At 57.6% G+C, this 22,383-nt stretch carries 16 protein-coding genes and 1 pseudogene; 5 read left to right on the plus strand and 12 right to left on the minus strand.

The genetic code is table 11. From position 1 onward, the window contains the following. Together cysN and cysD are read right to left on the minus strand one after the other, a co-directional pair. Positions 1 to 167, minus strand: a pseudogene (gene cysN, locus FJ941_RS29760) (sulfate adenylyltransferase subunit CysN); the annotation flags it as partial. A 2-nt stretch (positions 168 to 169) separates the two neighbouring features. Beyond that, positions 170 to 1,075 carry a sulfate adenylyltransferase subunit CysD gene (gene cysD / locus FJ941_RS26930; RefSeq protein ID WP_140510434.1) on the minus strand — a complete coding sequence of 302 codons (906 nt, stop codon included), beginning with the start codon at positions 1,073 to 1,075 and terminating at the stop codon, positions 170 to 172. Between the two features lie 466 nt (positions 1,076 to 1,541). Here cysD and FJ941_RS26935 point away from each other — a divergent pair, with 466 nt between their 5' ends. Together FJ941_RS26935 and FJ941_RS26940 are read left to right on the plus strand one after the other, a co-directional pair. Then, positions 1,542 to 2,867, plus strand: a complete 1,326-nt coding sequence (locus FJ941_RS26935) for an O-antigen ligase (RefSeq protein ID WP_140510436.1) — start codon at positions 1,542 to 1,544, stop codon at positions 2,865 to 2,867. Between the two features lie 17 nt (positions 2,868 to 2,884). Next, positions 2,885 to 3,832, plus strand: a complete 948-nt coding sequence (locus tag FJ941_RS26940) for an NAD-dependent epimerase/dehydratase family protein (protein ID WP_140510438.1) — start codon at positions 2,885 to 2,887, stop codon at positions 3,830 to 3,832. A gap of 45 nt (positions 3,833 to 3,877) precedes the next feature. Here FJ941_RS26940 and FJ941_RS26945 read toward each other — a convergent pair whose 3' ends face one another. The 3 genes from FJ941_RS26945 to FJ941_RS26960 all read right to left on the minus strand — a co-directional run bounded on the left by FJ941_RS26945 (position 3,878) and on the right by FJ941_RS26960 (position 7,579). Beyond that, entirely contained in the window at positions 3,878 to 4,417 is a 540-nt protein-coding gene (locus FJ941_RS26945) for a sugar transferase (RefSeq protein ID WP_140510482.1), read from the minus strand. Positions 4,418 to 4,538: 121 nt separating this feature from the next. After that, the gene (locus tag FJ941_RS26950; RefSeq protein ID WP_140510439.1) at positions 4,539 to 5,471 is read right to left on the minus strand and encodes a glycosyltransferase family 2 protein; all 933 of its coding nucleotides are present in this window, start codon (positions 5,469 to 5,471) and stop codon (positions 4,539 to 4,541) included. Between the two features lie 119 nt (positions 5,472 to 5,590). Further along, a complete protein-coding gene (locus tag FJ941_RS26960) occupies positions 5,591 to 7,579 on the minus strand; it encodes a nucleoside-diphosphate sugar epimerase/dehydratase (protein WP_181170006.1) in 1,989 nt (662 codons plus the stop codon). Between the two features lie 323 nt (positions 7,580 to 7,902). Here FJ941_RS26960 and FJ941_RS26965 point away from each other — a divergent pair, with 323 nt between their 5' ends. From FJ941_RS26965 to FJ941_RS26975, 3 genes are all read left to right on the plus strand, one after another. Then, positions 7,903 to 8,790, plus strand: coding sequence for an ABC transporter permease (locus FJ941_RS26965; RefSeq protein WP_246674025.1), 888 nt, complete (start codon positions 7,903 to 7,905; stop codon positions 8,788 to 8,790). A 5-nt stretch (positions 8,791 to 8,795) separates the two neighbouring features. Further along, complete coding sequence (locus FJ941_RS26970) at positions 8,796 to 9,497, plus strand: ATP-binding cassette domain-containing protein (RefSeq protein WP_140510442.1); 702 nt, start codon at positions 8,796 to 8,798, stop codon at positions 9,495 to 9,497. Positions 9,498 to 9,748: 251 nt separating this feature from the next. Then, positions 9,749 to 11,533 (plus strand): capsular polysaccharide synthesis protein, encoded by a 1,785-nt coding sequence (locus tag FJ941_RS26975; protein ID WP_181170008.1) that lies wholly within the window; start codon positions 9,749 to 9,751, stop codon positions 11,531 to 11,533. On the opposite strand, the gene FJ941_RS26980 is transcribed toward FJ941_RS26975, so the two are convergent. Genes FJ941_RS26980 through rfbC form a run of 7 tightly spaced genes read right to left on the minus strand, consistent with a single transcriptional unit; the run spans position 11,430 to position 22,381 of the window. Beyond that, positions 11,430 to 12,914 (minus strand): ABC transporter ATP-binding protein, encoded by a 1,485-nt coding sequence (locus FJ941_RS26980; RefSeq protein WP_140510446.1) that lies wholly within the window; start codon positions 12,912 to 12,914, stop codon positions 11,430 to 11,432. The two genes, FJ941_RS26975 and FJ941_RS26980, sit on opposite strands and share 104 nt — an antisense overlap. Next, positions 12,904 to 13,692, minus strand: coding sequence for an ABC transporter permease (locus FJ941_RS26985; RefSeq protein WP_140510447.1), 789 nt, complete (start codon positions 13,690 to 13,692; stop codon positions 12,904 to 12,906). Before FJ941_RS26985 ends, FJ941_RS26980 begins: the two co-directional genes overlap by 11 nt. Positions 13,693 to 13,720: 28 nt before the next feature. Continuing rightward, positions 13,721 to 15,772 carry a methyltransferase domain-containing protein gene (locus tag FJ941_RS26990; RefSeq protein WP_140510449.1) on the minus strand — a complete coding sequence of 684 codons (2,052 nt, stop codon included), beginning with the start codon at positions 15,770 to 15,772 and terminating at the stop codon, positions 13,721 to 13,723. 15 nt (positions 15,773 to 15,787) lie between these two features. Beyond that, positions 15,788 to 19,825 (minus strand): glycosyltransferase, encoded by a 4,038-nt coding sequence (locus FJ941_RS26995; RefSeq protein WP_140510450.1) that lies wholly within the window; start codon positions 19,823 to 19,825, stop codon positions 15,788 to 15,790. Beyond that, positions 19,822 to 20,730, minus strand: a complete 909-nt coding sequence (gene rfbD / locus FJ941_RS27000; protein WP_140510452.1) for a dTDP-4-dehydrorhamnose reductase — start codon at positions 20,728 to 20,730, stop codon at positions 19,822 to 19,824. The genes FJ941_RS26995 and rfbD overlap by 4 nt, the downstream gene beginning before the upstream one ends. Further along, positions 20,727 to 21,797, minus strand: a complete 1,071-nt coding sequence (gene rfbB, locus FJ941_RS27005) for a dTDP-glucose 4,6-dehydratase (protein WP_140510454.1) — start codon at positions 21,795 to 21,797, stop codon at positions 20,727 to 20,729. The genes rfbD and rfbB overlap by 4 nt, the downstream gene beginning before the upstream one ends. A gap of 29 nt (positions 21,798 to 21,826) precedes the next feature. Continuing rightward, complete coding sequence (gene rfbC, locus FJ941_RS27010) at positions 21,827 to 22,381, minus strand: dTDP-4-dehydrorhamnose 3,5-epimerase (protein ID WP_027145915.1); 555 nt, start codon at positions 22,379 to 22,381, stop codon at positions 21,827 to 21,829. Between the last annotated feature and the right edge of the window lie 2 nt (positions 22,382 to 22,383).

The following is a 22,383-nucleotide window of genomic DNA, read 5'->3' on the forward strand; positions in this document are numbered from 1 at the left end:
TCGAAAATCTGCTTGGTGTCGGACAGCAGGCGTCCGATCAACGTCGACTTGCCGTCATCCACCGAACCGCAGGTCAGAAAGCGCAGCAGCGACTTCTTCTCCTGCGCGGCCAGATAGTCGCGGACGCCGTCCGTGGGAGCGAGGCTCTTCGCCATGATGTGGCGCATGGTCAGAAATACCCCTCGCGCTTCTTCTTTTCCATCGAACCGGCTTCATCGCGGTCGATCAGGCGACCCTGCCGTTCGGATGTGCGTGCCGTCAGCATCTCGCCGACGATGGCTTCGAGCGTGTCGGCGTCGGATTCGATGGCGCCGGTCAGCGGATAGCAACCAAGCGTGCGGAATCGCACCAATCGGTTCTCCACGACCTCGCCGGGCAGCAGCTTCATGCGATCATCGTCCTTGAGGATCAACATGCCATCGCGTTCGACGACCGGCCGCTGCTTGGCGAAATAGAGCGGCACGATCGGGATGTTTTCCTGCAGAATGTATTGCCAGATGTCGAGCTCGGTCCAGTTCGACAAGGGGAAGACGCGGATCGATTCACCCTGCGCGATGCGAGTGTTGAAGATCTTCCACATCTCGGGCCGCTGGTTCTTCGGATCCCACACATGCTGGGCATTGCGGAAAGAGAAGATGCGCTCCTTGGCGCGCGACTTTTCCTCGTCGCGGCGGGCGCCTCCAAAGGCCGCATCGAAGCCGTATTTGTCGAGCGCCTGGCGCAACGCCACGGTCTTCATCACATGGGTGTGGGTGTTCGAACCGTGATCGAACGGATTGATGTTGTCGCGCACGCCGTCTTCGTTGACATGAACCAGAAGGTCGAACCCCAGCTTCTGCGCCATCTGATCGCGAAATGCGATCATCTCGCGAAATTTCCAGGTGGTGTCGACGTGAAGAAAGGGGAATGGCGGCTTGGCCGGATAGAACGCCTTCATCGCCAGATGCATCAGCACCGACGAATCCTTGCCGACGGAATAGAGCATAACCGGCTTGGTGAAAGCGGCCGCGACCTCGCGGAATATGTGGATGGACTCGGCTTCAAGCCGCTGCAGATGCGTAAGCGCTGATATCATGGACCGTGAGCGTTCTCTCGTGCCTTGCAACAGAAGTTACTGCGTCAAATCATCGAGCCTTTTTGCGCCCGCTTCAAGCTTCGCTTCTGGACAAAGTGTTTCGTTCGGGCGTTCTAGCAGATCGTCGCGGCCCAGAACAATGCAGGACGAGCCCGGCTGCAGTCGGTTCGGGAATGAATTTTCCATGCTTGTGGCAAAATCCGGAAATTTCTGCTTGAAGAGCCTTCAGCTGGGAAAGGCAGGAAAAATATTGCCTGTGAGAGCGCCGCGGCGGCGCCGCAGGGGTCAACCGGCCCCGAATGCGGGATTTCGCGGCAATCGATCCGGACGCACTATCGAAACAGCGACCCAGCCGCTATACGCTTTTCGAGAGTGGGCAAGTGCGTGATGAAGCACGGGCAGTTTCGAGGCGAGCACTTTCGAAGATGTGCCGCATAAAATCTCTCTGGAATAGCAGGTCCGAAAATTGAACCGGCTTTCATCCATTAGGCAGCAATTCACGCCTTCGCGGATCAATATCTACTTCTCTATTCTCTGCTTCTTTTCTCCCCCGGTCCTGGGATCGGTTGTTAGCTTCGTGTTCAATGGCGGCGGCTTGTGGTCCGTCCTGTTGATCGCCTTGAAGAGAAGACGCTTCAATGTCGACCGCGCGATGATGCCGCTGACGATCGCGATCTATGCCTATTGTGCAAGCAATGTCCTGGCGTCCCTCGTCAACCACGCGATCGTCAAGGACGCGCGGCATCTTATCCCGCTGATCACCTTTCTGTTTTTTCCCATCTCCTATTCGACCTGGAGCATTACGCAGAAGGCAACGCTCGTCCGCATCATTGTGCTGGCCAGCATGGCTGCCTGTTTTGGGGCGCTGCTGCTGGCGGTCTATCAGCAGTATCGGCTTGGCATACGCGCCGAGGGCGGGGCCGGGAATGCGATCGTTTTCGCCGAGGTCCTCTGCCTTGCAGTGGTGACCTGCGTGGCTGCTGTCCTGTCCGGTATAGAGAGGTACAGGATCGCCCTCATCTGCGCTGCACTCGGCGGAACGGTCGCCATTATCTACTCCGGTACGCGCATCGTCTGGCTGGCGCTGCTGATTGCCGGTATCGCCGTTCTGCTGATCAACCAGCAGAGGCTGAGAGGGAGAAATGCCGTTCGCGTGCTTTTGCTGCTGGCCGCGATCGCAGTCACAATCGCGTTTTTCGGGTTCCAGACGATAGCGGGGCGTGTTGCATTTCTGCACTCCGACTGGGATGCGCTGGCGGCCCATGGTGACCACACGACTGCTCTGGGATCGCGCGTCGCGCTTTGGGATATCGGCCTGAAGGCATTTCGGGAGATGCCATTTTTCGGACATGGGGTGGGGGCCACTCACGTCTTGATCAAGCAGGGCTTTCAGGACCAGTTCGGGATGGACGAAGGTTTCAGTCATTTCCATAACGGCTTCCTGACCGCCTTGGTGCAAGCGGGAATCCTGGGTGCGGTGACGCTGGCGGCGATCTTTGTGGTTGCCGCCAGAAATGCCGCCCGGGTCCTTCGCGACAGCGCCGATCCGATCGAGCGGTTCGGCGCCACCATGGTTATTGTCGTCGTGATCACCTATCTGACCGCCGGAATGACAGGCATCCTGATCGGCCATGACATTCTGGACTCGGTCTTTATGGTCTTCCTGGTGTCGGGAACATATCTTGCATGTGGGCGCCAGGCCGCGTTGGTGGAAGCACGGACGGTTTCACCAACAAACAGCCAAGCCGTTCCATCAGTAGAGGGCCTGGCACCCCGGCCAGCCGCTCGATAGCCGGTCCGGGCAAGACAATGAAAGTCCTGGTTACGGGCGCGACGGGCTTCATCGGCCGCCAGGTGGTCCACCGACTTCGTGAGGCCGGTGTCGAGCTTCGCCTCGCCTCCCGCCGGCCGGAGAGACTTGATGCGGGATCCGACGCCATGCCGATGCCGGGTTTCGATGCGCCGGCCGCGGCTTTCCTGACGCTGACCAGGGATGTGAAGGATATCGTCCATTGCGCGGGTCTGAACAATGACCAGGGCAATGCCACCGAAGCCGATTTTCGGGCAGCCAATGCGCAATTGAGCGCACGTCTAGCACATGCCGCCGCCACGCAGGCAAGTGGACGGTTCATCCATCTTTCCTCGATCCGGGCCGTGATCGGCGCGCGTGCCAGCGCAACGATCGGCGAAAACACGGTCCCCGAACCGCAAGACGCCTACGGACGCTCGAAGCGCGAAGCAGAAATCGCGGTGCTGGAGGCCTACGCCTCGCATGGCCGTGCCGACGCCGCCATATTGCGGCTGCCTCCGGTCTACGGGATCGGCATGAAAGGAAACCTGGCGACGCTGATGCGGCTCGCCGATACGGCTCTGCCGATCCCGACAGGCGCGTTGACGGCAAACCGCTCGCTGCTGTCATCGCAATCGGCGGCACGGGCGGTGTGGCATCTGCTTTGCCATTCGCAGCCGCTTCATCCGGTCTATACCGCCAGCGACGTGCCGCCGGTTTCCGTCGCTGCCATCATCGGTGCCTTTCGCCGCGGTTTCGGGAGGCCGACCCGCCTGGTGCCAATGCCGGCCGGACCGATGCGGGCGGCCGCCATACTGCTTGGCAAGCGGCTGTTCTGGGACAGCCTGACGGCGACACAGATATGCGACCCTTCCCTGCTTGCCTCGCAAGGCTGGGCGCCGGAATCCAGCACACTGGAAAGGCTGATCGAGATAGCGCGGCTCCGAAAGTCCCGACTTCCCGTTTGACCACTGGTCCAAGGACTGGTTTTTTGCTTCTGGAGCACGGCGCGCTCAGCCGCGATAGAGCGTTCCGAACAAGATTCGAAGGTCGAGCCAGAACGACGCGGTCCTGAGATAGCTGGCATCGATTTCGGCCAGAAGTTGCGGGTTCGACATGTCGATGCCCCTGATCTGGGCCAAGCCTGTCATTCCGGGGAGAGCCTGCAAAACCCCGAGCCGCCTGCGGTATTCGATCAGTTCTGTTTGGGTCGGCAGGCAGGGACGCGGCCCGACCAGGCTCATTTCGCCGCGCAGGACATTCCAGAGTTGCGGCAACTCGTCGAGCTTGAATTTCCGCAAGCCCTTTCCAACCGATGTCACGGCGCTCACCGGGGTTTCATGCGAGGGCAAGGATGGCGTTCCCTGGTACATCGTCCTCAACTTGTGGCAGCGAAAAAGCGCACCTTCGCGGCCAACCCGCGTTTGGGAAAAAATCACCGGACCAGGCGACGATGCACGGACGGCAAGAATGGCAAGAAACAGAATCGGAGAGGATGCCACCAGCAGCACAGCCGCACCGGCGATATCGAAGATTTTCTTGGCTGTCGTCATGAGTGGCCGATGGGCTCCCTGCCAGGGCTTCACCCGGCAACCTCGAGCGAAACCCATCAATCCGGTCGGCGTAGCATGAGGTCGCGTTCCTGACCAAGCGCCGCCACACAGTCCGCAATATTCAGATACGACCCAGGATAAAGGCGAGATAGAGTCCAAGGGTCCCGGCAAAAGTCTGTCGATAGACGCCGCTTTTGTGCAGGGCGCCCAGGCGTTGGAAAAGGCTACCTTGCCGACCGTTCGCGAACAAATCGAGGCATGTCAGCGCATCCGTCGTAAGGAGGTCGCGATTGACGGCAAGGCCGGCGAGATTGAGATCGGTCCAGTCCGCGAACTGGCCCTTGAAGAGGCGGCCGAGCCGCGAGATCCGCGCCTGCCACGATGCATTGGCGCCGACCAGGTTTGCCGCATGCTGGCGGTAGCGCACCAATGGTCGCGGATCGTAGCGGACGACGCCGCCGGCACCGGTGACGATCAGATAGGCCCACCAATCATGGCTGACGAAACCGGTGCGAGCGGAGGCCTTGGCCAACAGATCGCGGGCGGCGCGGTTGAGCAGGATGGTGTTGCCGCCGGCAATGCTTTGCACCAGCGCGTTGCGGAAGGCCGGCGGGCGGCTAAACAGCGGCGAATGGCCGACCAGGCCTCCGGTTTCGGTCATGGTCGCGGTGCGCGAGCAGAACATCAGCGGTTGCGCCACGTCAAATGTCCGCATCCAGGCAAGGGCGCTTTCAAGCCTGTCGGGCTCCCAGACATCGTCCTGATCGCTGAAGGCGTAACAATCCGCGTCAATGCGCGGGTCAAGGATCATCGACCGGAAATTGGCGGCAAAGCCTTGCCGCGGCCCTTCCACCAAATTTATCCGACCTTTTGCCCAGCGGGGCTTCCAGGCTTCGACGATGGCAACCGTGCCATCGACGGAGCCGTCGTCGGATATCCAGAGGTCGACCAGAGGATGGGACTGGTCGAGCAGCGACTGCATTTGCTCGTCGATGAAGGCGGCGCCGTCCTTCGTGGCCATCAGGACGGCAATGCGCAGATCTGTCTTACCCACTGATGTCAAACGCCTTGCTGCGCGAGGAAAACCGCTACGCACTTTTCCCGGAATTGCTCATCTCTTGCCTTTGCGCAATTCCGGACGGAAAACCGCTACGCACTTTTCCTGGAATTGCTTTAGCTCGCCTGCCCGGCCGTCTTCGGGACCGTGTCCTGCCGCGCGCTCGTCCTTGTCTTCGTCGCGCGGTCGAGATCGGCCAGGATGCTGAGCGAGGCGGCCTTGTCCTGGCTCTTCATGGATTGCTGCAACGCCGCAAGTGCTGCCTGGACATCCGACCACTGCGCGACGTCGGTGCTCAGGCCAAAAATCTTGGCAATGCTGAGCTCGACCAATTCCTCGTCTTCGCCGTGAAGGGTCTCGTGGAGCTTTTCGCCCGGCCGGATGCCCGTGAAGCGGATTGGAATGTCCGTATAGGGGCTTTTTCCCGCCATCCGGATCATCGTTTCGGCCACTTCGACGATCGGCACGGGCTTGCCCATGTCGAGCATGTAGACGGCGTAGTCCTGGTCGGCCGGCCGCGACGCGGCATCGGCCGCCGACATGATGACGAGATCGACGGCCTCGGCGACAGTCATGAAATAGCGCGTCATGCGGCGGTCGGTTATGGTGACCGGCCCACCGGCCTCGATCTGCGCCTGGAATATGGTCGCCACCGAGCCATTGCTGCCGAAGACGTTGCCGAAGCGCACCGCGATGAACTTGGTGGCGGCGCGGCGGCCGCCCGGTTCGCCGGCCGGCGTTTCATGCAGGGCGCTGACGATCTGTTCGGCGGCCCGCTTGGTCATGCCGAGCACGGACGTCGGATCGACGGCCTTGTCGCTCGAGACCATGACGAATTGCGCCACGCCGCATTTGGCGGCGACCTCGGCGCAGACGAGCGTGCCGAAAACGTTGGTCTGGATGGCCGATTCCCAGTTCTCCTCCAGCAGCGGAACATGCTTCAGCGCCGCGGCATGGAAGAGGATGTCGGGTCTGAACTCCGTGACGACGCGCGTCATCTGGCGCCTGTCCGCGACATCGACGATGCGGACCTTGAGGCGGTCATGGTCCTTCTCATCGACATACTGGCTCAGCTGGAAAATGCCGAATTCGGAATTGTCGGCGACCAGCACGGCCTCGGCTCCAAGCTCCAGCGACCGCTTGACCAGCGTTCGCCCGATGGAGCCGGCGCCTCCCGTGACCAGTACGCGCTTGCCGCCGATGAAGGCGCCGATGCGCTCGATGTCGGACGGCACAGTCGGGCGGCGCAGGATCGTCTCCATCTCGACGGCATCGAGAACGAGCTTTCCCTCCTGGCCCACCTGCGAAAGCCCCGCGAACTGCACGACTCCGATGTCGCCGTGACGCGCGACGCGGACCAGCTCGGAATATTCCTCGATCTCGTGTTCGGCGCCGCTGCCGAAAATCAGCAGATCGAGGCTCTTGCTGCCGGTCGCATAGTCCTCCAGGACATCGATCAGGCGCGGCCGGGTCGCCACCACGGGAACCCCTTGAATGCGCGTGCCCAGCGGCGCGCCACGCTCGGTCGCCATGATGCCGACGATGGAATGCTCGGCGGGCTGCGCCGTACGCGTGAAACGAATGATCAGGTCGGCCTCGCCGAGCCGCCCGACGAACAGGGCCTGCTTGGTTCGCGCCGTCTCGGCCTTGCGGTTCAAAATACCCCAGCTCGCGCCGTCACGCAGGAAGCGGTAGAACAGCCGGGGCGCCGAGATGATGGTGAAGGAGACGAGCAGGAAGACGATGAACTGGCGCTCGTTGAGGCCCGCGACCGGCTGGAAGAAACGTACGACCAACGAAACGGCGTAGAGCACGAAGGTCAGGATCGCGCAGCTCTTCAGGATGTTGAAGAAATCAGGCGTCGAGGCGAAGCGCCAGACCGTGGTGTAGAGGCCGCAATATCTGAACAGCAGATGGCTGATGAGCACGATGCCGGCCCAGGTGAATAGACCCTCCGTGGAGAGCGCGCCGAACGAAAGATCCGACCGCGACAGGACGAGGCTGAGCGCGACCGCGACCAGGACCATGGCCACGTCCTGGACCATGATGAAGACGCGCCGAATCTGTGGCCTGAGCCCGAACACAGCTTCCAGGGAAGTATTCATTCGCCAGTACTAAACTCCAGGCTGTCGTCATGACCGTCAGCAAAGTGTCTGAGCACGAGAATCGTTCGCGACCATCACACTTCCAAGCAGTATCTCCGGCCCCCGCCTGCTGTATCGCATACTGCGGGCCGCGAGGCATAGCCAGAGGTTTTTTTGGCGGAGGAACGAGTGGTCAGGGGAAACATGAAGCCCGATTCGCGGAAAATTGCTTCGAAGTCGGCATTAGGATTGCTCATAAATCGCGGCACGTCATCAGCATGTGTGTCCAGTTTTGCCGCAGTTGACTCTGCTCCAGACCCGGCTAGGACGCAATGCGTTGCCATATGTCCATCGAAACGGCTATTAGACAGGGGCTTGGTGGTTCGCTATGGCCAGCGAAGGACAATGCGCCGAAACAACAGATTGCGACACTCCCAGCTATGATTGCTGCACTAAACGGCGCCTTTGACGACATCTCAAAGGCCATGAAATTACACCGGGTCTGGGTGGCGCTTGCCCATGAAGACATTGGCGACCAGCACAGACGCACGACACTCGGCCCGCTTTGGATGCTGGTCAACTATTTCGCTTTTGTCGGCACGTTTGTCTTTGTTTTCGTCACCAAGGACGCGAGCAACCCAAGTTATGTAGCCTACGTAGCCATTGGCATGCTGGTATGGTTCTATCTCAGCGAAACAATCATCGTGAGCGTATCGCTCTTCCAGCGCGAGGCGAGCTTCATTCAAGGCACGACACTGCCATTGTTCGTGTACGTGATGCGATTGGCGATGCAAAGCGTCATCCGGGCTGGTTATTCTCTGGCGGGGTGCGTTCTTATTCTGTTGTTGAGCGGTTACGGCATCGACGCGAACTGGCTGCTGTCGTTGCCGGGTCTGCTGCTTATCGTCCTGGCAACTCCTGCATTTGTCATGGTCTTCGCGTTCTTGGGCGCTTTTTTTCCCGACAGTGAGTTCATCGTCGGCAACATGATGCGGGTTGGCATGTTTTTGACGCCGGTCTTTTGGGTCTATAGCGGGCAAGAAGGCATCCAAAAGTATGCCTATCATTGGAATCCGTTCACCTATTTCCTTGAGGGCGTGCGTGAACCGATCACGGCGGGCATCTTTCCGACGCATGCCCTGGCGGTGACAGGTTACATCTGTATCGGCGCCTGGGCCGTTGCGTTGCTGCTGCTGGGCCGTTACCGCAAGCACGTCGTTTTCCTGATCTGAGCCTCATGACCTCCATCAAACTGAACAATGTCAGCCTCGTCTATCGGCTGTTTGAAAAGCTGACGCTTTCGGCGCCTGGCCGGCGTCGCAGCGCTCTTGGCGGCAACATAGCAAAGGCGGGCACCAAACAGGTCGTGCAGGCGCTCGACGGTGTCAGCTTCGAGCTCAAGGCGGGCGACCGGTTAGGGCTTGTCGGCCCCAATGGCGCCGGTAAGACCACCCTGCTCAAGGTTCTATACGGAATCTACCAGCCAACGGGCGGCACGATGTCCATCGCCGGCAAGGTCGATGCGCTGTTCAACATCAGTATAGGTTTCCGACCCGAGGCCACTGGCCGCAGGAACATCGTGCTGAGGGGATTGATCAGCGGCTGGACGAAGGCCGAGATCGAAGAGAAGATGGAAGAAATAATCGATTTCAGCGAACTCGGTGATTTTATCGACCTGCCGTTCAAGGCGTACAGTCAAGGCATGGCGGCACGTCTGGCATTTGCGGCAGCGACCACGCTTGATCCTGAGATTCTGCTGATGGACGAATGGATCGGCGCCGGCGACGCGTCATTCCAGGAAAAAGCCAAACGACGGATGGACGAATTGGCGGAAAAAGCCGGCATCATCGTGCTGGCCAGCCACGATGACGCGCTGATCCAGCGCGTTTGCACGAAGAAACTGACACTTCGCGCCGGTCGAGTGGAGTCGCTGACTTGAGCACGAAAATCATTCGTGACCGTCACACTTCCAAGTAGCATCTTCGGCCCCCGCCTGCTGTATCGCATACTGCGGGTTGCAAGGCATTGCCGGAATTTTTTGGAGTGGCATTCCCGCGCAAGTCATTTGTCTGTGTATTGGCCATTGGATCGCGGGGAATGGGCAACCTGCACTGCGCGTGGTGGGGGTTGAGGACTGGGATGCACGCTGCTAAGGCAGGCCGAAGCGGAATGTCGCAAACGGGATGCACGATGCCACCTAAAACGATCTGGATACTGTGGCTGCAAGGCATCGAAAAAGCGCCAGAGATCGTAAAAGCATGCCTGAACTCTTGGCAGAGAATGAACCCCGGCTGGACGGTCCAAATCCTGACCAAAGGGACTCTGGCAGACTTCTTGCCCGACGTTAGCGATCCAAGTTCGATCCTTTCCAGATCGCTTTCAGATGCGACGTATAGTGATATAGTGCGTATCGAACTTCTGTGCAGATATGGAGGAGTTTGGGTCGACGCTACTTGCTATTGCCTGCGGCCTCTCGATGAGTGGCTTGATAGCGTTATGTCAGAAGGTTTCTTTGCCTTCGAGCGCCCCGCCCCTTCGCGAATGCTATCTTCATGGTTTTTGGCTGCCAGCCAGTCCTCCTACCTGGTTTACGAGTGGCGCCGGTTGGTCCATGAACACTGGCAGCGCCGAGAAGATGATCCAGATTATTTCTGGTTCCATCACCTGTTTGGCCAAGCCTACCAAAATAACAGAAACTTTAGCGCGTTGTGGGACCGAGTGCCGAAGATGTCGGCGGACGGCCCCCATATATTCACTCCTTATGAGACGCGATTGCTTGGCGTGATTTCAAAAAAGGACCGAGAGATTATATCTCTCGCCAAGATTCCGATCTTAAAGCTTACGCACAAAGTTGACCACAGTGCGGTGCGCGATGGAAGCATCTACCAATTTCTTTGCAACTTCGGTCGGCATCCAACCAACCGAGACATCCGCGGCCGATATGCCCCAGTCGCTGACACGGCGGCCAAGGTGCCGCCTATCCTATTGTGCTGGTATGGATCGCTAAAGGACAATGGAACTATTGGAGACCTATTGGCAGTGCAGAGTGTTGCTGCCCGTATGAAAGCGTTAGGGTCGAATTTTAGGCATGTAACGGCGAGTACTGCGTTTGAAATTTCCGGAGAAAGGGTGGCGCCGGACGAATTCGAAGGGAGTGATTACGCCGCATTAGTTTTCGTCTGCGGTCCGATTATCAGAGATCATCCGATTGTGGAGACGATAATTCGCCGATTTCCGTCGATCAGCAAAATTGGGGTCAGCATAAGCCTCTTTGCCCGAGAGCACATCAACTACGTCCAGCCGTTTGACGTCGTGTTGGCTAGAGAAGGAGGCGGTCGGCGATTTGAGGACGTCGCCATTCTCGCGCCTTCGCGGGTCACTCCAAAGCGAGTGCGCGAACTAAATGAGCCGCTTGTTGTCGGATTGGTGCTCCGCGGTGAGCAAGGTGAGTATGGACCCCAAAGTTCACTTCACGATCGCACTAGCGCTCTTACGGCGCGGGTGCTCGACAGCTTGAGAACAAAATATCAAGTGAGAACGCTTGAGATAGAACACCACTTGACCCGTTCTGGGCGCGCGCCTGTCGAAATTGAGGCTCTATATTCGTCTTGTGATCTCGTGCTCACATCGCGTTTTCATGGCGCAGTTCTGGCGATGCGCAATGAGGTTCCCTTCATCGCGATCGATCAAATTCGCGGAGGTGGGAAGCTGACAAACCTCCTCTCCACCTCTGGATGGCCATTTGTCTATCGGATTGAGCACGCAAAGGAGGATGAGGTCACGCGCGCTGCCTTGGACCTCGTTGAGGGGGACAAACGCGAGCTGCTGCTGGATATTATCGAATACACCAAATCCAGGGCTGTCGAGACACTCAATGCTCTGGAAGTCCTGCTGAAGACAACGCCACCTGCGGCGTCGCGTCCAAGTTGGCGTAGCCGATTGCAGCAAGGTCTGGCTCGCTGGCTACGCGGATGAGAATGCCTTCGATAACTTTGTGAAGCATACGCAACTCGTCGTTGATCAAACCTCGCACACCGGCACTTGCGAGATATACTCCCGGCAACATGACGCAGTTAAAGGTAAAACTTATTGTCATTTCCGACCCAGATCTGACGAATCTGGTCCTTTCTGCTTTTACCCTGTGCGTGTCCGAGCCAGCCAACACTAAGCCTGTCACATTTTTAAACAGGAACTCAAAGCCGACCTCGCTTGCTTCGGAAGAAAAATCCACTGAATATTCTAAGACATACCGCTTTCCCATTTGCAGCACATTCACCCCCTCACCACTGAGAGTCAGAACGCGAAGGTCTCGAATGCGGGCACCCCGTTCTTCGAGATAAACTGCGGACTTCGACTTCAGGTTGGGATCATAATAATCTGCATACTGGCTGACGGCGTCGTTCGGTTCGGCCTCGATCGGTAAAGCGACGATTGCATCGGAGGCTTCTCCGGCAGGCCACTCTAGAGCGGCGGCCCCTTTGGGATCAGGGGTGGTAACTGCTGCCTTGGTGGCTGGCGAAACGGCACGGAGCGCCTTAATCCCGTTGCGAATTTCTTTCGCCACCTCCGTGCTGGCGCTGACCAACCGCTGATATTGCGCCACCACCGCTTTTGGCCGCCCCTCTAATATCTTCTCCCCGTCATCAATCAGCATCGCTCGTGTGCACAATTGGACGATCGTCTGAGCCCCGTGGCTCACGAACAGAATGGTGCCGCCCCTATCCTTAATGTCTTCAATGCGAGCAAAGCATTTGCGCTGAAAAGCTTCATCGCCCACCGACAAAGCTTCATCCACAACAAGGATGTCCGGATCAACATTGGTTGCGACGGCGAAGGCCAGCCTGACATACATGCCCGATGAATAGGTCTTCACTGGCTGATCAATGAATGGGCCGATATCAGCAAATCGCGCGATGTCGTCGAAGCGCCACTCCATCTCCTTGCGCGGCACACCTAGAATCGAGGCGTTTAGAAAAACGTTCTCCCGACCGGTGAATTCGGGGTTAAACCCAGCGCCAAGTTCCAGCAGTGCGGCGATGCGGCCATTGACCTCGACCGAGCCGCTGGTTGGTTGCAGCGTGCCGCAGATGATCTGCAGCAGCGTCGACTTGCCGGAGCCGTTGCGGCCGATGATGCCGACAGTTTCGCCACGACCAACTTCGAAAGACACTCCCGACAGAGCTGCGAAGTCGCGAAAATAGCGACGCGGTGGACGGCCGATCAGCCGCTCCAGCCGCGGCACCAACATCTGCTTGAAGCGATCTTCAGGCCGTTCGAACATGACATAATGTTTGGATACGTCGTGCACGCGAATAGCGATGTCGGAAGCTCGGACACCCGATTTTTCAGAGGACATCGGCAAACCCCCTGCGGGTCTTCTGGAAGAATTGATAGCCGAGAAATGCAGCGACAATCGCCACCAGTGAGTAATTGCCTAGCGCCGCCCAATTTGGCTGCACGCCGAAAAGAACCACGTCGCGAAAGCTCTCGACGGGAATCGCGAGTGGATTGAGCGAAAGCCAGGGCTGCAGCCAGACTGGCAGCGACGTTCTCTGGAAAAAGACTGGCGAGAGGAACATGGTCGCCGTCACCAGAGGTGCTACGATCTGGCTCATGTCACGAAAATACACGCCGATCGATGCCAATATCCAGGCTATGCCGAGGACCAGGAAAACCAGCGGCGCGAAAACCACCGGCGCGAAAACCACCGTTGCGGGGATGCCGCCAAAGACGACATAGGCGAAGACAAGCAGCACCAGCAAACTGACTGCCGCGTGAAACAGTGCGGCGCCAGCCGAAACCACCGGCAATATCTGGATAGGGAAGACGATCTTCTTGACATAGTTGGCGTTGGCCACGATCAACCCAGGTGAAAGCGAAACCACCTCTGCAAAGAATTGAAAAACAATAAGTCCGCAGAAAAGAACCACCGCATACTGCCCTGTCGAATCCGTGACACTTTGCTGACCTGGAATGGTCCAGCGTGACTTCATCACAATGCCAAAGACGAACGTGTAAACGGCCAACATGAACAGCGGATTGAGCAGCGACCAGAGCAATCCGAATGCTGAGCCGCGATACCGCCCCGCAACTTCTCGGCGGACGAGGGCAAAAACGATGTCTGCATTTGGCATATTGTGCCCGACTGTCACTACGGCAACTCTACTTTGCGGGAACGTGAGATTCGGAGATCTCGGCACGAGCGCGCCGAGCCAAAACCAACCGATCAGCAAGCCCTCGGGCGCCGCCCTTCGCTAAATTAACGATGAATTCATACCCCTCTGTGTCGAATGAAATCTGCTCGGAGCAGTCAATCAAATTAAGTGATCGAAGATCGTTCATGATTAAAGAAAATGACGATGGTGTGAACCGCCAATTATGCACGTCGAAATATTGTGGCTCCCTCTGAACCCTTTCATATAGTTCTTCAGCTTGCTGGAAAGTATGCAAGAAATCCAAATTTCCATTAGCACCACGATGCCATGACGGCTTGCCGTCTAGAAACGCAGCGAGGGATACGTGGTCGAAGATGGTTCCTGGAGTATGGCGCTTGCGCTTCTCGATAAAAGCTTGAAGGACATCTCCTGTCGTCGTCACACCTCGGAAAATATCGAAACAATACCGGCAATCGGGTATAGCCAACGAAAGTACTCCACCCGGCTTCAACATAGACTCGCATTGCTGAACAAAACTGACCAAGTCAGTCGTATGCTCAATGACGTGTGACGCCAGAACAAAATCATAATAACCTCGTCGGCCTGTCAGGTGGTCGAGTGGTTCACCCTGCCAAACGAAATCAACTTCCTCTATTAGTGTTGTGTCGACACCCATGCCTTTGTATTTCAGGCGCAGCTCATCGGCAGGCGCATGGTCCAGCGTCTCAACACGGTACCCCTGCGCCTTCGGAAGCAGTGGATTGTACCCTGGACCTATTTCAAGGCCTATACCGCGAGGGTCTATGTGCCACAGTAACTTCTCCTGCCTATTCAACTGTTGGCTAGGTCTCTCCTTCTTTGTATTCCTCAAATTCACGGCGCTCCCATTATCCGGGCCCGCTCTACGGTCGGAAGGAGTTCTCTCTGTTTGAGACGAGACCAAGTTATAAGCGCTGAACCTGAGATTTTCCGGCGATCGGTTCTCCGCTAAGAAACGTTCTATTGCATCGACCCATTTTCCTGCGTGCGTCGCCAGCACCCGCGAATCCCACACTTCATTCGCGCAATCGAGCGCAATGCGACTGCGCATCTCAGCATCCTGAGCCATTCGCTCGAGGGCACGTGTCCAGTCGTCGTAATTTGTGCCGACCAGAAGACCGTTGCCTTCATGGCGCACCGTATCTTTGTACGCTGGCACATCACTATATATAGCAGGAACACCAAGTGCGCTGTAGTCTAGAAATTTTATGTCAGATTTGGCGTCATTAAACCGACTTCCACTCAATGGTGCGATTGCAAAATCCCAGTCTATCTCCTTTTGCATCCATTCGACAAACTTCGGGTACTCGACGCTTTCGTGGGGAACGCTTGACAGACGAACAGGGAGAGTTCCGAACACTGAAAGAACGTCTGAGACATCGGCAACGCCCACGACTTCGAATTCAATATCAGAGTTTGACGATATAAACCTCCGAACCGGTTGTATGACGCTTAAGAGATCTTCCAAATGGGTAAAAGTGCCCATGTAACCAAAGCGAAGCTTCTCTGGCTTGGAAGGGATTGCATGCCGTTCAGGGCGTCTGAATAACGTATCGTCTATTTGGTTGGGCAGAATAGCGACGTTGGCGTTCAGCTTAGCGATGCGCTTTGCCAGGTTAGGAGTTGAGGTGATAACGCCGGCTGCTCTTTGAATAAAGCGGCGGCATATTGTCCGTTGCAGCGCCCCGGGCCAAGATGCACGCCCCGGTTCATCATTTAGATCAAGAAGATTGTCATCTAAAGCGTAAACGAGAGGGATGCCTCTATGTTCAAGCTCAGAGAAGAGGGCGTTTTGCGCATCCGCTTGGCGCTCGCCGCCCAAATCTTGACGCCATAAGCGGTCCACAATGACAACGTCGATTGCTTCACCGGGCAACTCCACGCCGGCCGACAGTTCAATCCTCTGAGCGTTTGAAGGATGCCCAAGCGGCCTTAGCAGCCGGATATAGCTGGTCCCAAAAGGTGTCCGGCCATCTCCACTTTCAAACAGCACATGAACCTTGAGCTTTTTTGACAACATCCTAGATTCCAAAAATCACTGGCTCAGGCCGTTTTCAGGAAACAAAGCGTCCAGGATTCGAACGGCCGCTCCTTCCGAATAGTACCCTGCGGCAATTTCGAGGCCTCCCAACTGTATTTTCCTGAGCAACTCGTTGTCGCTGACAAGCTCCACAAGCGCATCGTAGCAGGCATTTTCATCCGTGGTATCCACGATCAGCCCATTCCTGTGGTCAGTGACGATCTCTCCCAGGCCCCCATTTGCCGGACCTACAACGGCGGTGGCGCAACCCATCGCCTCCAGTGCAGTGAGGCCCATCGCTTGGTAAACCGAAAAATCCGCAAAGATATCTACAGACGCGAGAAGTGCCGACATTTCGTCAGGATTTAGGTGGCCTCTTATCACGGCGTTCGGAAGCTGAACGAATCGCCTCACGAGCGGATCTTCTGGCGAGCAGCCAAAGACATGGACTTCTACACGCTTCGGTTCATTCCGACAGATGCGCTCTAACACAGAAGCGGTTAGTTCGGGCGCCCGACGGGGAGTTGACGGACGTATCATAGCGGCGATTCGTATGACACCGATGTCGCCTCGGGCGCTCGGGAAAAAGCGGTCGCAATCGTAACTTGGTCCGACAATCGAGGGATCAATGCCGGTACAACGTTTTAATTCCTTGGCGTTCCAAGCGGTTTTGGTGAATAATTTCATGTTTGGTATCGCGGTGTAGCTGCTCAATGCTTGCGCGTGCAATGGGTCCGATTCATCAAAGAAATAAGGTTCGAAATCTTGCACGTAATAACCAAAGCATTGCCGTTCTTTTAACTCCATTCCTCTAAGCCATTCTACTGTAAAAAATACAGTTGCAATTATTGCGTCAAAATTTCCCCTTACTTTTGACAATGACTGAGGGCTTTCCAGGTAGATTATCGGAACCTCCACGCTGGGATAACTAAGCTCGAACGCATCTTTGTGCATTCTTAAGTTCGCAATCGTCACATCGACGCCCGCGCGCATCATGCATTGCGCCTCTGTGAGCACAACATTGGCGCCGCCGCCAGAGTCGCGTACCGGCAGCAAGAACAAGACACGACGCCCCTCGTGGCGATTGCGAATTTGGTCTCGGTCCAGGATGCGCTCCGGTCCCACTGATATTCTGGCCCGCATTGCCGCGAGACCAAGATTTCCTCTAGTGGCATCTAGAGACAACAAAATGCGGCTGTCGTGTTTTTCACGCAGCATCTGATCGGAGCGCTCCACAAGCTTGCGCCGCCGTTCATTGGAGTAACTTTTGGATTGCGCATGGTAAACATACGTGTCTTCAGCCACCGCAAGAAGCCATCCGGCTCCAGAAGCGCGCAAACAGTAGTCGTTTTCCTCTCCATAGCCATCGCCAAATGCCACCTCATCGAAGTAACCTATGTCTTCGATCAGGGAGCGCCGGAGAAGAATACAAAAACCGTTCAGAAACCCGACTTTGGGATAAGCACGAGGGGAACACTCCGCAACGCGCATGGCCATGCTATTCACATCCATTCCCTCTGGAAGCGAATTCAACGCCCAGTCACCGTCTTCCATCGTCAAAGGCACTGACTGCCATGATGCAGTATTACTCAGAGGGCCGACGATCCCAATTTTGTCGTCGGACTGAGCACATTCAACCAGGCGGTCAAGCCAAAATGAGGTAACGATAGTGTCGCTATTTAAAAGGACAGTAAAATCGCCGGTGGACGCCCTCAGACCAGCGTTTGCTGCACGTGTATAGCCCAATGCGGTTTGATGCCTCAGCAGCTGACCAGGCTGTCCAATCATAAACTCTCTCAGATATGATGCAGTTAGCTCGTCACTGCCATCATCCACAATAATTAAATTGTAAGGAGGCATTGTTCGCGCTGTCACTGATTCCAGACATTTACGGACGTCGTCCAAAGCGTTATGGACGCAAATTATAATATCTACGCTCGCAACATGGCGGCGAACCACTTTCGAACGTTGCAGGAGTGCTTGGTCATGTGGCGGGTTCACGTCAAAACACTGCTCGACGTGCTCCTCTCTCCCCTTCCGTTGCATCAGAATTCTAATACGGTATCCAATACCTCTCGTGCCCTCCCTACGAAGTACACGCCAACTGGTGGCTACAAGGGGCGCGACACCACCAGAGAATCGCAAAGCATCGGGAGTTAGCTTGAGGACAGACAGTGGGCTCAGACGCTGACGAGGTGGGGTGAACGACTGTTTTGGCGAACTAAGTTCGCGCCCTTCGCCCTCTCTTCCTTCATTTCTGCCGTGTGCCAAGAAATGAGCAAAAGGGTTTACGCCGGCGAGCGCAACGTCGGGGTTGCGGAGCAAATAATTACTGCTGCTGAAGCGTGAATTTGGATCGCGCCCCTCGCGAGCACCGAAGACAACGTAGTGCCGCAGTGGATCAATTCGCCACTCGGCTACGTCAGGATTGTTCTTGAGGTACCAGTCCCTATCGAAAGCTCCGGATCGCCTGATGATGCCCGCTGCCCGCACGTCGCGCATTGGAGTTAGGGAAAGCTTGGTTGCAGCGTTCCAAAAAACCGAAAAGGGATAGCCGAACCCGAACGATACGCGCTTTACGAGACGCGTTGTCGAACGGAGTTGAGACGTCAGACGCCAAGACGTGCTGCCGTAAACGGCATCAAGCCTATCTCGAACGCTCTGAAGCTCGCCGAGAGCTTGATCCCGCTCTAACGATACACTTGCATGACGGTTATGAAGCGCCTCCAACTCCTGAGTTAAATGACGCTCTCGGCTTTCCGACTCGGTGGCACGCTGCCGCTCCCGTTCGATCTCAGCCAGCGCATTGCGTGCTCCGGCAAGTTCGGCATCCTTCCTCGCTGTTTTCACTCGCAGCTTTTCGAGTTCTGTTGTGTATCGGTAAGTATCATCAGTGCGTTCCTCGGCCAAACGCCTGAGGGCTTCTTGCTGCCGTATTAGTTGCTCGTCTTTCAATTCTATTTCTCGACGAACACTCGCCAACTCTACTGTGTACTGGTCGTTTTCGGCGGCCCTCTCGTCTGCCAAGTGCTGCGCCTGTGAACTCGCCTGCTTTAATCTTTGGACGCGCGAGCCCATCTCATCGAAGAAAGCTTCGCCAAACACCGGACTAACTGTGTCGAAGGAGATCCGCACGGTATCTAGCCGCGCCATCGCGGTGGCATCGGTGGGGTCTTTTTCAAGTGCTCTCAACGCACCGTACGCTTGCTTTACCCAATCAGCGATGCGTGGATCGGCGTCGAGCAGATCCGCGCTTGCGGCATGATGCTGATGGTCAGTAGAGAAATGGGTGGACAGGGCTGTCTGCAGTCCTGAGATGGATTGCGGCCATTCTATATGCAGAGCCTCGGCAATCTTCTGAAGGTCGACCCGCCAATCCTTAAGCAAAGCTTCATAGGAGACAAACACGCGAGGTTTGCCTCGGGTATCATGTTCGGCCTCCAACTCATGCCGCAGCCATAAAAGTGCGCTAAAGCCTGATGTGAATCCGTCCCGTTTTTCGAGTGAAGCAATTACCGCCAAGGGATTGCGTTGCGTCAAGACATAGCGGACTTCGACATTTATCCGCTTCAGGATTTCTGCATAAAGCGGCACCAAACGCGAGATTCTTGGCTCCTTAAGGATGAAAAGCGACGCAGCGCCATACTCCTCGTCGATCAGCCTAGCGATCTCGGATTTGTAAAAACGTAGGCGAGCGGCGCCTAGATCGGTTTGCTCAAAGGGGCGCCAGTCGTCCCAACTGCTGCCGGCCTCCGCAAGCATACGGTCATGAAGTTCCATCAGCCGCAGCGGTTCCCAATGGCCGGTGGGGTTCGTTGGATTGGCGCCAAGCATGTTCTTCGGCAGTTCAGCGCCGAGCAGGCTGATCGCCCTCGTCAGCGCGCTGGTGCCCGAACGGTGCATGCCGAGCACCATGATGCATGTGCGCTTCATCGTGGGTCCTTTTGCAGCCGCGGGCTTCGCCTTGGTGCGGGCTTTTGCCGGCCGTCCTTCGGCCGGCTGCGGATCAAGCATCGCGCCTTGCAGATTCTCGGGTGATGGATGTTTGTTCATGCGCTCAATATCTGTCTCGTCTCGTCAATCACCAGCCGGCGCACCACCTTCTCCGTCGACTGCCGCCAGTCCGGCGCGTTCCATCCGAACACGCCGGCGAATTTCGCGCTCGATAGCCGGGAGTTGGCGGGACGGCGCGCCTTGGTTGGGTAGTCCATCGTTGTGATATCCCCTACCCGCGCCCAAGGACCACCAGACTTCAGGCTTGTGTCGAGGATATGACGGGCAAAGCCGCTCCAGTTGGTCTCGCCGGTGCCGGCCAGATGATAGGTGCCGAACGCGGCGAAGTCCTTGTCGCGGCGCAGCATGGCGGCCGCATGCAGGATCGCGTCGGCGATATCAAGCGCCGACGTGGGATTTCCCCATTGATCGCCCACCACCGAAATCTCGTCGCGGTCGGCGGCGAGCCTCAGCATGGTTTTCACGAAATTCTTTCCGAACGGGCTGTAGACCCACGCGGTGCGCAGGATCAGGTAGCGCGGGCCGGCGGCCGCCACCGCCTGCTCGCCGGCGAGCTTGGAGGTTCCGTAGACACCGAGCGGCGCCGTCGGGTCGGTTTCGACATAGGCATCGGCCTTGGTTCCGTCGAAGACATAGTCGGTCGAAAGATGGATGACGGGAACACCGAGCCGCGCCGCGGCCTCCGCCACCTTGCCGGCACCGGTCGCGTTCACCGCAAAGGCCAGATCGGGTTCGTCCTCGGCCTGGTCGACGGCGGTATAGGCGGCGGCCGACACGACGATATCGGGCTTGGCACCCGCCATGACGTCGATGACGGTATCGGGTCTTGCCAGGTCGAGCTCCGGGCGACCGAGGGCGACGACCTCCACGCCCGCGCGCGCCTGGCCGGCCTCGAGCAGGCTCGCCGCGACCTGGCCGTCGCGTCCGGTGACGAGGAGCCTCACGCGCCCACCTTGCGTGCTTCGCCCAGCCTTTCGCCGGCATAACGCTGTTCGCGGATCGGCCCCCACCACCATTTGTTGTCGAGGAACCAGTCCACGGTCCTGGCAAGGCCGCTGTCGAAATTCTCCCTGGGCGTCCAGCCGAGCTCGCGGCCTATCTTGGAAGCATCGATGGCGTAGCGGCGGTCATGGCCGGGGCGATCGGTGACGAAGGAGATCAACTCGCGATAGCGCCTGCCGCTGGCGCGCGGACGCCTGGTGTCGAGCAGGTCGCAGATCGTCTCGACGACGGCTAGGTTGGTGCGTTCCGAATTGCCGCCGACATTGTAGCTCTCGCCCGGATGGCCTTTCGTGGCGACCAGTTCCAGGGCACGCGCGTGATCCTCGACGAACAGCCAGTCGCGCACATTGGCGCCGGCGCCGTAAACCGGCAGCGGCCTTTCGTCGAGCGCGTTGAGGATGACGAGCGGAATCAGCTTCTCGGGGAAATGATAGGGCCCGTAATTGTTCGAACAGTTGGAGAGTACGACCGGCAGGCCGTAGGTCTCGTGCCAGGCGCGCACCAGATGGTCCGAAGCCGCCTTCGAGGCGGAATAGGGCGAGGACGGCGCGTAGGGCGTCTCCTCGACGAACATGCCGCCGTCGAAGGGCAGATCGCCGAACACCTCGTCGGTGGAGACGTGATGGAAGCGGAAGCGGGCTTTCCTGTCGCCGGACAGGCCACGCCAGTATTCGAGCGCGGCATTGAGCATCTTGTAGGTGCCGACGATGTTGGTCTCGATGAAGGCGCCCGGTCCGTCGATCGAGCGGTCGACATGGCTCTCGGCGGCGAGGTTCATGACGATGTCGATATCGTCGCGGCGCAGTATGTCGAGCACCGCCCTTTCGTCACAGATATCGGCCTGGGCGAAGCGGTAATTGTGGACATTCTCAATCGGCCGCAGCGAGTCCAGATTGCCCGCATAGGTCAGTTTGTCGAGGTTGGTCACCCGGTAGGCCGGATTGGCGCACAGATGCCGGCATACCGCCGAACCGATGAAGCCGGCACCGCCCGTCACCAGAAAATTCATCCCGCTGTCCTTATGCACAACACGCTCCATCAGGCGAACACCTCGGCCGCGGCCAACATAGGCGCCTTGAGATCCTTGTCGGAAAGCTGGAACCCGCCGGCCAGCGACGGCCATTCTATGCCGATGGCAGGATCGTCGAAACGGATCGACCGGTCATGCTCGGGCGAATAGGTGTCGGTCACCTTGTACAGCACCTCGGTGTCGGGCACGAGTGTGACAAAGCCATGCGCGAAGCCCTTTGGCACCAGGATCTGGTTGCCTTTTTCGGCCGACACTTCGAGGGCGACCCATTTTCCGAAGGTTTTCGAGGCGCGGCGGATGTCGACCGCGACGTCGAGAATACTGCCACGGATAACGCGCAGCAGCTTGTCCTGGGCGCGCGGCGCAAGCTGATAGTGAAGCCCGCGCAAGACGCCCGGGGCAGCGGAATACGAGTGATTGTCCTGCACGAAAGTCAAATCAATGCCGGCCTGCGAAAAGCGCTCGGCATTGTAGGTTTCCATAAAGAACCCGCGTGCGTCGCCATGGCGTTTCGGAACGATTTCAAGCACCCCATCGATGCCCAGGGATCTCACCTCCAGCATCT

Source organism: Mesorhizobium sp. B2-3-13 (genome assembly GCF_006442195.1).
GTDB lineage: Bacteria > Pseudomonadota > Alphaproteobacteria > Rhizobiales > Rhizobiaceae > Mesorhizobium > Mesorhizobium salmacidum.

Coding starts and splice junctions, on each gene's coding strand:
- cysD (WP_140510434.1), bottom strand. CDS start 1,075: ATGATATCAGCGCTTACGCATCTGCAGCGGCTTGAAGCCGAGTCCATC.
- FJ941_RS26940 (WP_140510438.1), top strand. CDS start 2,885: ATGAAAGTCCTGGTTACGGGCGCGACGGGCTTCATCGGCCGCCAGGTG.
- FJ941_RS26945 (WP_140510482.1), bottom strand. CDS start 4,417: ATGACGACAGCCAAGAAAATCTTCGATATCGCCGGTGCGGCTGTGCTG.
- FJ941_RS26960 (WP_181170006.1), bottom strand. CDS start 7,579: ATGAATACTTCCCTGGAAGCTGTGTTCGGGCTCAGGCCACAGATTCGG.
- FJ941_RS26965 (WP_246674025.1), top strand. CDS start 7,903: ATGTCCATCGAAACGGCTATTAGACAGGGGCTTGGTGGTTCGCTATGG.
- FJ941_RS26970 (WP_140510442.1), top strand. CDS start 8,796: ATGACCTCCATCAAACTGAACAATGTCAGCCTCGTCTATCGGCTGTTT.
- FJ941_RS26975 (WP_181170008.1), top strand. CDS start 9,749: ATGCCACCTAAAACGATCTGGATACTGTGGCTGCAAGGCATCGAAAAA.
- FJ941_RS26980 (WP_140510446.1), bottom strand. CDS start 12,914: ATGTCCTCTGAAAAATCGGGTGTCCGAGCTTCCGACATCGCTATTCGC.
- FJ941_RS26985 (WP_140510447.1), bottom strand. CDS start 13,692: ATGCCAAATGCAGACATCGTTTTTGCCCTCGTCCGCCGAGAAGTTGCG.
- FJ941_RS26990 (WP_140510449.1), bottom strand. CDS start 15,772: ATGTTGTCAAAAAAGCTCAAGGTTCATGTGCTGTTTGAAAGTGGAGAT.
- FJ941_RS26995 (WP_140510450.1), bottom strand. CDS start 19,825: ATGAACAAACATCCATCACCCGAGAATCTGCAAGGCGCGATGCTTGAT.
- rfbB (WP_140510454.1), bottom strand. CDS start 21,797: ATGAATTTTCTGGTGACGGGCGGTGCCGGCTTCATCGGTTCGGCGGTA.
- rfbC (WP_027145915.1), bottom strand. CDS start 22,381: ATGCTGGAGGTGAGATCCCTGGGCATCGATGGGGTGCTTGAAATCGTT.